We start from the raw sequence: 9,314 nt of genomic DNA, 5'->3' as shown, positions 1-9,314 counted from the left end.
GGCTGGTTGATCACCACCGTCGCCGTCCCTCCGCCACAGGAGGCATCGGCCCCGCCACCACCGTCACCCGCCGCGGCGGCGCTACTTCCACCGCCGGCCTTACAGTCGTTCAATCGCTGCTTGAACCTAGCCTCTTCGGAATCGGCGACACCGTCGCCGGAATGCGCCACGCATCGCTGCAGCCAATAGTCCTGGGGGTTGTTCCAGGGGGCGGTCTGGACGAATTTACAGCCAAGGCCGCGCGCCTCGCTGGCAATGGCGGACATGCGATCGCCATAGGCGACACACGCGTTGCTCCTGCCGGTGTGCTTGACAGGCTTCTCCGGCGGCGACGGAGGGGCCGAGGCTGTTCCCGCCTTCACACCCGAGACGCAACAGCCGTTCGGCGTTGGCGGCGGCACAGCCGATTTCAGCCAGCATATTGGTTTCGGACCCTGAACGCCGGGCTTGATGTAAGTCCAAGCCTTGCAGTTTGCGTCGGATTCGCACGCCGATTTGCAGGGTCCGAAGCCTGCGATTGTAGCCTCCAAGTCGAACCGGTCGTAATCGTGTCCCGGTCGATCGACCCCCGTTTCGGCAGTCGAGTCTCCTCCGCTTCCGCCGGTGCTGGCAGAATGGAGGGGCGGGAATCGTCGCGTGACCTGGCGCCAATTCCCGCAACTTGACGAGAGTCCATATTTGCCGCCGTAGCAACCCTGTGCCGAATAGCTCACGGTGCCATCCGGCTGAACCGCCAGCCTTAGGACTGAACCAGTTTTCCATTCCGTCTGGGGTTGTCCGGGCACGATTACGTTAAAAACGTCAGTATTTCCATCTGGCCACAGGGTAATCTCGAGGACGCGTGAGTTCCCGTTGAACGTCAGGCGCTCATCCACACAGACGCCTGAGAATGACGTGCAGTCGCTGGCATGCGCCGGGTCTGGTTGGGGAAGAGACATCAGCGTCAATACCGCGAGGAGCCCCCACAAGCGGCGCGCCGTTCGCTCGAAAGACATGGCTCAACTCCTTCGGGTACCTGTTGAAGCTGCGTCCGACGAAAACATCTGGTCCTCGCGATCATTGCCGCGTCCCGTTCCAACTGCCCTCGACGGCATCGGGATTGTTGGAGAAGTTGTAGGTGCCGTCGAACGACTGGCCGTCGTCGGCGAGCACGAACTTGCCGCTCCCGCGGGCGCCGTCCTTCTGGACCCAGGAGAAGCGCAGAATGTTGCCACTCATCTTGCCACTGATATTTCCGGCGCTGCCGTCGGCGCCCTGATAGTTGCCGGAGACGCTGTTGCCCTTCTGCTTGAGCGAGAAGCTGTAAGCGATGTTGTCGGCATTGGCGGCCCAGCGTCCCGAGAAGCCGGCCGCCGCCGCCGCGGGCACCTGCGGCTTGCTCTTCGGCTTCGCGAAGCCGGCCGCACCCCCGGACAGGCCGGTGTCGCCACCGAACGCAAGAAACTGGGACGACACGCAACCGTGCACCGGCGCGCTGATCTGGCACCAACCTCCGGCACCGCCGCCTTGCTGCGTCTTCGGCTTGGCGAAGCCCGCCGCCCCGCTGATCGCACCGCACGGGCCGACCACTGACACGGTGCCGCCTTCCGGCACTGTGCCGACCACCTGGCCACCGGGACCGCTGCGCACGTTGAGCTTGTCGAGGCCCGGCTGGTTGATGACCACCGTCGCCATTGCATTGCCATCGCCGCAGGTGCCATCCGCCTGCTGCATCGGCGGCATGTCGCCCATATCCGCCGGCGTTTGAGGCGTGCCGCCTCCCCCGGCCTCATCGCCGCCGGCCGGTCTGAGCGTCTTGTGCTTGTTGCCGCTGCTTGTGCCTGCCGCGGGCACGAAGTCGAAATTCGAAGCAGCTAAAGCCGGCGACTCCAAGATAAGCAGGGTAGCTATGCAAAGGAGAAGGAGCCGGAACCCGCCGGCCCCAGTCCGGCATTCTTTGGCAGCCATTTGACGGTCCTTCTCGCTTACTGTCACGTGCCTTGTCCTGCCTAACCGGCGTTGCTTGACTTGGCCGCGGCGCCGCCGCTACCGCCAGAAGCACCACCGCCCAGGTCGTCCCGCTGTAGTTCGACGCGGCGGTTCTTGGCACGCCCTTCTTCGGTGTCATTGGATGCGACCGGTTGCGTCATGCCGGCGCCATCAGAGGCGAGGCGATCGGCGGCGATGCCGTATTGGGAGACAAGCGCCGCAACGACGTTGGCAGCGCGCCGCCGGGACAGATCGAGATTGTAGTCTGCGCCGCCCTGGCTGTCGGTGTGGCCGACGACGCGCAGCTTCAGGTCCGGCTCCGACGTCAGTAGCTGCGCGATCTCGTCGAGCGCCGGCTTGGACTCAGGCTTGATGACGTCCTTGTCGAAGTCGAACAATATCCCATAGACCGCAATCTTTCCGGTGTCGGAGAGTGCCGTCCCGATCTCTTTCGCGGTGACCACCCGGATCTTGCCGGTCTCCATCTCCTTGGTCTCGACGACCCGGACGACGGCGACGTTGCCGCTGCTGCTTTCACCAAGATAGAGAGCCGCGTAGACCGCTCCCTCCTGGCGGTCGAGCCGGGCGAGGAGGTAGCGTCCGCCTTCCTGGAACCAGTTCTGAACGTAGTCATCCGCAAGCTTGGGAACGGTGAGCGGATCGCCCACGGCCTGGCCGAGAAGATATCCACCTTCGGGCTGGCCGGATTCGAAGCAGGAGCCATTCTTGGTGGCGCAGGTGAAGACCTCCGAGAAGCCCTTCGCCTTCAGGCCTTCCTCGTAGTTGCGGAGCACCTCGAGCGTCGAACGGCCTTGTGGCAGTGTGTAGTAGATGAGCGTGATGTGGCCTTCGACCGTCTTGAAGCCAGTGCCGCCATTGGTGCTCGTCGGCGAAAAGGGAGCTTCGACGAGGTTTGCCTCGTCGAATTCCGTCGTCTTGTAACCGACGATCTCGGAGCCGTCGTAGCGCCCGACCAGCAGGTGATCGGAACTACCTTCGACATCGGCCGCCCGTACAGGCAGCGCGATGCCCAGACCGCCTATGATCAGCAGCACGGCGATGGAGCCGATCCCCTTCGCGCTGGCCATGGTTCTCATCGTCTTATACCTCGAGGCAAACGGGGTGGACTGCTGCGCCGACAAACCGCAGACCGGAACCGCCAACGCGACGCGCAGCGGAGACATTCGGCCGAAAGCAGCTGTAGCGCTGCTCCCATTGCTGGGGCCGTGATCTGATTGGGGAAATTGAATGATTGTATGCCGGATATTGGCGCCATGACTTGGCCATGTTCGATCCCAATCTGCTGCGCGTTTCGGCGTGATGACACAGGGGGGATCGCCTGCTCGAATATGCCGGCGTGCTTGGGATCCTCTTGCAGGTCACAAGGATGGTCATTAGCTCGACGCCAAGCACGATGATTGTCGTCCCGCTTCAGCAGGCTCTCAGCGGATTGTGAACCGCGGACAACGCTTCCCAGCATCGTCACTCCCCCTTGCCGACGGGCCTTGCTTTGGTGGACGAATTGCGGCGTCGCTCTCGTCTGCGGGACAGCACCAAGCGTCGCAGGAGAAATTGCCGCGAAAACCGGGCGTCGCCTATCATCATATGATGATGGAAAGCGGCGGACTGCGTTCGAAGGAAGGGGCCCCCTCTGGAAGGCTCGTCAGCGCGGGAGCGGGTGCGCCGACTTCAGGAGGGCAACCAGCTGGCTTTGCTGGTTTGTACCGGTCTTGCGAAAAACGCGGTTGAGGTAAGTGCGCACGGTTGAGAATTGCAGCCCGGCTTCGGCTGCCGCCGCCTTGAGGCTATGTCCCTTGGCCAACGCGATCACAAGATTTACCTCGGCAGGTGTCAGGTCGAACAGCCCGGTCAAGATGGTCGGGGACGGGACGAGAGCGCTTGCCGAGATCGCCGTCGCCACGACAAGCAGATCACCTCCGTCGAAAAGGTCATGCGCGCTCCGTTTGAGCGGAAGGACATGCACCACCGCCGGCGGTGTGCCCCGCACAGGGATAGATCGCGGGGGCAGTTCGCCACGCATCGCCTGCAGCGCGGCCTGGAACAGACGGTTGCTCTCATTGTTGGCGAGGGCGACGCCGCCGAATGCCGTCGGCAGAAAAAGCGACTTCTCGCGGTCGAATAGGCTGTTGGTCACCCGAACCCGCCCGTTGGCGGCGAGAACAGCGGCCGGAAGCCCGATCCTGGCTAACGCGTCGACGGCGCCGCGCGCCTGCACAAGACCAAGCCGGGCTGCCGCGAGCGTGGCGCGCGCCATGTCGGGTCGGATCCTGTCGAGGACTTCAAGCTGCTGCTCTTCGTAGCCTCCTTCGTCGAGCCCGCGCTGGAAAACAAACATCGCGATCTCACCTGTGGGCATGGCAATAGCCGCGCAAGCATTCACGCCCAGGCCACGCTCGCGCAGCCGAATGCGCATAGGATCATCCCGCACCTCGTCGGCCGTCATGAATCTGTCTACATCCACGAAGCTTGCCGGACGAACGGCCCCCATACGCGCAGCGGCTGTGGACAAGCGCAAGCTTTCGTCCTCAAGGAACTCGTCCATCAAATCCTGCAGCTGTGCCACGGCCTTTCCCCGAATCGGCATGCCATCCGCGAATACAAAGAGCGCACCGCCTTTTGATGCCGACACATTGGTGATCTGCCCGAGAACAGCGGGCCACTTTTCCGCTATGAACGCAGCTTCATAAAGCGCATCGAGAATTTCTGTAAACATTCGCGCCCATCTTACGCAGCCTACTTATTGTGCTGCGAACGAGGACAATAGCAAATTGCCGGCCAAGGAGGTATCTCTCAGGCCGACCGCGTTCGACGCAGGGTCAGATGAAGACGCCGAGAAGCCGTTCGTCTCCGGGCTTCGTCGTACGCCGCAACACGTTGCGCAGAGGACTATCGACGTCTTGCTATCTGCCCAAATCGGTGTCGTCACTCGTTGCGTCGTCACCCATGTGTCCGGTACGATACGTCACCTATGTCTCGGGTCGCTCATTCAACTATTGCCGCGTGCGACAAAGCGGCGCCAGCCGCCGAATGAGGAGATGTCGGAGGCACCGTCCAAGCCCGCGCTTTCGACCAGAAAACCCTTGGCGGGGGTGCCGTCGTCGAGTTCGACCGTGCCGATGCCGAGCGGAGCCGGAATAGCGGCGACGAAACGGCCGAAAGCCTCAGGCCCAAGCCGCCAGACCTCGACGTCGATCCGCATGCCGCCATCGGCGACGCGGATCAGGCCGGGCTTGGGCACGGACTGGCCGGCCAACGCATAGAGCTTGTAAGCGGCGGCGGTCCTGGTCGCGCGCAGGAATTGCGCGCCGAGCTGGTTGAGCTGGCCGTTGAGCGGCATGCCCGACAGATGCGCGCCGACCACCACCAGGTCGATCATGCCGTCGCATGGCGGCACGGCGGCCGGCCGCGGGCCGAGCTGCGGCCAACCCGTTGCGCCGAGCGGCAGGCCGCTCTGCGCATGCAGGTCGCGGGCGAGCATCGCCGTCTGCGCATCGCGGCCGGCCGGCGCCAGCAAGGTGACGTTCATCGGCAGGCCGTCGCCGCGTTTGCCTGTCGGCACAGCGACGCCGCACATATCGAGCAAGTTGACGAAGTTGGTGTAGGTGCCAAGCCGGCTGTTGGTCACGACCGGATCGGCAAGCACCGCGGCTGTGGTGTAATGCGTAGGCGCGGTCGGCACGCAGAACAGGTCGACCGAGGCGACGACCGGGGCGAGCTTCGCCTTGTAGGCCTGCAAGGCATAGAGGCCGCGAAAGGCGTCGGCCGCCGAAAGGCTTCTGGCGCCGCCGATGATCTTGCGCGTCACCGGATGCATGGCAGCCTCGTTGGCGTCCATGAAGTCGCTGATCGCCGCGTAGCGCTCGGCGACCCAGGCGCCTTCGTAGAGAAGATTGGCGGTGGCGTAGAAATCGCTGAACGGAATTTCGACCAGCCGGCAGCCAAGCGTTTCCAGAAGGCCAAGTGCTGCCTCGAAGCCGGCCTGCATCGAAGCGTCGCCGAAGAACTTCAGGTCGCTTTTCGCCGGCACCCCGACGTTCAGCACGGGCGGCCGGGCGGCAAGCGCCGGCACCTTGATCGCGCGCGAATAGGCGTCGGCCGGATCCTCGGCCGCCGCGACGCCGAACACCGTATAGGCATCTTCGACGGTGAGTGCGAACACGGAGACGCAGTCAAGTGTGCGGCAGGCTGGCACCACGCCGGCGGCCGAGAGCGCACCGACAGTCGGCTTCAGCCCGACGATATTGTTGAGGCCGGCGGGGATGCGGCCGGACCCAGCCGTGTCGGTACCGAGCGCGAAGGAGACGATGCCACGCGCCGTCGCCACCGCTGACCCTGAGGACGAGCCGCCAGGCACAAGGCTGGCATCGACAGCGTTCCTCGGGATCGGGTAAGGCGTGCGAACGCCGACCAGTCCGGTGGCGAACTGGTCGAGATTGGTCTTGCCGACGACCAGCGCGCCGGCCGCCTTCAGCCGCGCCACGACAGTAGCGTCCGTCTCCGGCACATAGGCGTATTCGGCGCAGGCTGCTGTGGTCGGCATGCCGGCGACATCGATATTGTCCTTGACCGCGAACGGGACGCCCCACAGCGGTTTGGTCGCTGGATCGAACGGTCCGAGCTCTTGTGCCTGCGCCAGCATGTCCGTCTTCCCGGGCAGATGGATGAAGATGCCGGGATCGTCAGCCGCCACGATGCGGGCATGCACGGCATCGATCATATCCGCGACAGTCACGCCGCTGGCATAGGCCGCGTGCAGACTGACGATATCGAAGCGGATCTCACTCATGTGGCCTCCCCCAGAATAATTACCGGCAGGTCCCACTGGATCAGCACGACGCAGCCGTCCTTAGTCCACACCGAGTGCTCGGTCCCGACCGGGTTCAGGATGACGCTGCCCCGGGGATAATCGCCGTTCTCATCGCTCTGCGTGCCCTCGAGCACGACGATGGTTTCCAGCCCGACATGGCGGTGGCGTGGCACGCCGGCGCCGGCCCGGTAGTCGAGGATCGCCACCGACGGCTCGACCGGTCCGCCCTTGAGCAGCCAATGCACCGTGATGCCGTCGCGAAAAGGCTCGAACGCCAGCTCGCGCCAGCCGCCACCGACGAGACCGGCAAAACTCAGATTAGCCATTCGCTACTCCCTGCAGCACCTGGTCGGTCGTCGCCGTCCAGCCGACGATGGCGCCTTGGGCGCGGATCATGGCAAGCGCCGCTGCCTTGAACTCCGGAAAATAGCTTTCCGTCGCATCTTCGGCGAGCAGGCACTCATAGCCGCGATCATTGGCCTCGCGCATCGTCGTCTGCACGCAGACCTCGGTGGTGACGCCGGCGAAAACCAGTTGCTGCGCGCCAAGCCGCTTCAGTTCGTCACCGAAGCTCGTCGCATAGAAGGCGCCCTTGCCCGGCTTCTCGATGACGATCTCGCCGGGCAGCGGCGCCAACTCGTCGAGGATCGCCGTTCCCGGTTCGCCTGATATCAGCACGCGGCCCATGGGTCCGACATCGCCGATACGGATCGACGGATTGCCGCGGTTGCGCTTGGCCGGCGGCAGGTCGGAGAGGTCGGCGCGGTGGCACTCCATCGTGTGGATCACAGGCAGGCCGGCGGCACGGAACCCCTCGATCAGCTTCTTCACTGTCGGCACGATGGCGGCGATGCGGCTGACATCGTTGCCGAGGCTGGCGCCAAAGCCGCCGGGCTCGGCAAAATCGCGCTGCATGTCGATGACGACCAGCGCCATCGTGTCGGGCTTGAACGCAAAGGCGAACGGCTGCGCGTCGATTTCCGCCATCAATGATGTCCCGCCATATGCTCGCCGATGGTCTGCACGCTCGCCCGGCCGATCGGCGTCTCATAGACCAGCGCGCCATCCGACATGACGAAAATGCGGTCGGACAATTCCAAGAGCTCGTCGAGGTCTTCCGACATCAACAGCACGGCCGTACCCGCGTTGCGCGCCTTCATGATGCGGGCGCGGATTTCGGCCACCGCCGAGAAATCGAGGCCGAAGCAGGGGTTGGAGACGATCAGCAGGTCGACCTCGCCGGTCAGTTCGCGGGCCAGCACCGCGCGCTGCACATTGCCGCCCGACAGCGAGGCGATGGGCGAGGACAGCGAGGCGGTCTTGACCTTGAACTGCTCGACCAGGCGAGCGCTGAAGGCGCGAATGGCGCCGGTGCTGATCCAGTTCACCCGTCTGCCATTGCCGTCCATGTCGAAGGTGCGGAAGGAGATGTTCTCGGCCACCGTCATTTTCGGCGCACAGGCATTCTTCAGCGGCTCTTCGGGAATGAGCCGCACATTGAGCGCCCGCGCCTCGGCACGCGTCGCGGCATAGGCGGCACCGCGCACCAACACCTCGCCGGCGTCACGCGGACGCTGGCCGGCAAGCACTTCCAGAAACTCCTTCTGGCCGTTTCCGGAAATGCCGGCGATGCCGACGATCTCGCCGGAGCGCACGCCGAGGTCCTCGATGCTGATCGACTTCATCCCGGTTCGATCCGGCGCCTTCAGCGATTTGACCTTGAGCACGATCTCGGCATCGGGTTTCGGCGTCGCGCGGCTGTCAAGCGTGACGATCGGCTGGTCGCCGATCATCATCGCCGCCATCGCCTTGTGGTCGAGGTCGGCGACGCGGCCAGTTCCCGTCAGCTTGCCCTTGCGCAACACGCTGACATCGTCGGCGAATGCCATGACCTCATGGAATTTGTGCGAGATCATCAGAACTGTGAGGTCGCCGGCCTTGGTCATGTCGCGCACCAGCCCCAGCACCTCCTGCGCTTCGCCCGGCGTCAGCACCGATGTCGGCTCGTCCAGCACCAGGAAGGAGCGGCCGAGATAGAGCTGTTTGATGATTTCGAGCTTCTGCTTCTCGCCGGCGGCAAGCTCCGCCACCTTGACGTCGAGCGGCAGCTTGAACGGCATGCGCTCCATGAACACGGCAAGATCGCCCCGCTCCTTGCGCCAGTCGATGATGCCGGGCACCTTTTCCCGCGAGATGACAAGGTTCTCCGCTCCGGTCAGCGACGGCACCAGCGTGAAATGCTGGTAGACCATGCCGAGCCCGAGCGCCGAGGCATCCCTGGGGCTGGTGATCTTGACCTCCCGGCCATCGACCAGCATGTCGCCGGAAGTCGGGTGATAAAAACCCATCATGCATTTGACCAGCGTCGACTTGCCGGCGCCGTTCTCGCCGAGCAGCGCGTGGAACGAGCCTGCCGGCACCTTCACCGATACGGCGTCCAGCGCCGTGAAGGCACCGAAGCGCATGGTCATGCCGATGGTTTCGACGCCGACGGCTTTTCTGACGCTGTCACTCATAG

General features: G+C 64.2%; 8 protein-coding genes. All 8 read right to left on the bottom strand.

Annotation, left to right across the window (positions count from 1 at the left end):
* A partial coding sequence (locus M653_RS1000000137705; RefSeq protein WP_027144373.1) for a hypothetical protein occupies nt 1–266 on the bottom strand: 266 nt, incomplete at its 3' end.
* A 790-nt stretch (nt 267–1,056) separates the two neighbouring features.
* Nucleotides 1,057–1,947, bottom strand: a complete 891-nt coding sequence (locus M653_RS0116645) for a hypothetical protein (RefSeq protein ID WP_156938209.1) — start codon at nt 1,945–1,947, stop codon at nt 1,057–1,059.
* 41 nt (nt 1,948–1,988) lie between these two features.
* Nucleotides 1,989–3,056 (bottom strand): OmpA family protein, encoded by a 1,068-nt coding sequence (locus M653_RS01000000132745; protein ID WP_051442698.1) that lies wholly within the window; start codon nt 3,054–3,056, stop codon nt 1,989–1,991.
* 575 nt (nt 3,057–3,631) lie between these two features.
* Entirely contained in the window at nt 3,632–4,702 is a 1,071-nt protein-coding gene (locus tag M653_RS0116630; RefSeq protein ID WP_027144371.1) for a LuxR family transcriptional regulator, read from the bottom strand.
* A 273-nt stretch (nt 4,703–4,975) separates the two neighbouring features.
* Complete coding sequence (atzF, locus tag M653_RS0116625) at nt 4,976–6,775, bottom strand: allophanate hydrolase (RefSeq protein ID WP_027144370.1); 1,800 nt, start codon at nt 6,773–6,775, stop codon at nt 4,976–4,978.
* Nucleotides 6,772–7,122 (bottom strand): cupin domain-containing protein, encoded by a 351-nt coding sequence (locus tag M653_RS0116620; protein WP_027144369.1) that lies wholly within the window; start codon nt 7,120–7,122, stop codon nt 6,772–6,774. The genes atzF and M653_RS0116620 overlap by 4 nt, the downstream gene beginning before the upstream one ends.
* Nucleotides 7,115–7,783: a cysteine hydrolase gene (locus M653_RS0116615; protein WP_027144368.1), complete on the bottom strand. Its 669-nt coding sequence runs from the start codon at nt 7,781–7,783 to the stop codon at nt 7,115–7,117. Before M653_RS0116615 ends, M653_RS0116620 begins: the two co-directional genes overlap by 8 nt.
* Nucleotides 7,783–9,312: an ABC transporter ATP-binding protein gene (locus M653_RS0116610; protein ID WP_027144367.1), complete on the bottom strand. Its 1,530-nt coding sequence runs from the start codon at nt 9,310–9,312 to the stop codon at nt 7,783–7,785. Before M653_RS0116610 ends, M653_RS0116615 begins: the two co-directional genes overlap by 1 nt.
* Nucleotides 9,313–9,314: the final 2 nt, after the last annotated feature.

This window comes from Mesorhizobium sp. WSM3626 (assembly GCF_000513935.1).
Classification (GTDB): domain Bacteria; phylum Pseudomonadota; class Alphaproteobacteria; order Rhizobiales; family Rhizobiaceae; genus Mesorhizobium; species Mesorhizobium salmacidum.
This window is presented reverse-complemented; position numbering and strand designations above follow the sequence as displayed.

Bases quoted from the DNA above. Each gene is read 5' to 3' on its own strand.
- M653_RS0116645 (WP_156938209.1), bottom strand. From the start codon at position 1,947: ATGGCTGCCAAAGAATGCCGGACTGGGGCCGGCGGGTTCCGGCTCCTT.
- M653_RS01000000132745 (WP_051442698.1), bottom strand. From the start codon at position 3,056: ATGGCCAGCGCGAAGGGGATCGGCTCCATCGCCGTGCTGCTGATCATA.
- M653_RS0116630 (WP_027144371.1), bottom strand. From the start codon at position 4,702: ATGTTTACAGAAATTCTCGATGCGCTTTATGAAGCTGCGTTCATAGCG.
- atzF (WP_027144370.1), bottom strand. From the start codon at position 6,775: ATGAGTGAGATCCGCTTCGATATCGTCAGTCTGCACGCGGCCTATGCC.
- M653_RS0116620 (WP_027144369.1), bottom strand. From the start codon at position 7,122: ATGGCTAATCTGAGTTTTGCCGGTCTCGTCGGTGGCGGCTGGCGCGAG.
- M653_RS0116615 (WP_027144368.1), bottom strand. From the start codon at position 7,783: ATGGCGGAAATCGACGCGCAGCCGTTCGCCTTTGCGTTCAAGCCCGAC.
- M653_RS0116610 (WP_027144367.1), bottom strand. From the start codon at position 9,312: ATGAGTGACAGCGTCAGAAAAGCCGTCGGCGTCGAAACCATCGGCATG.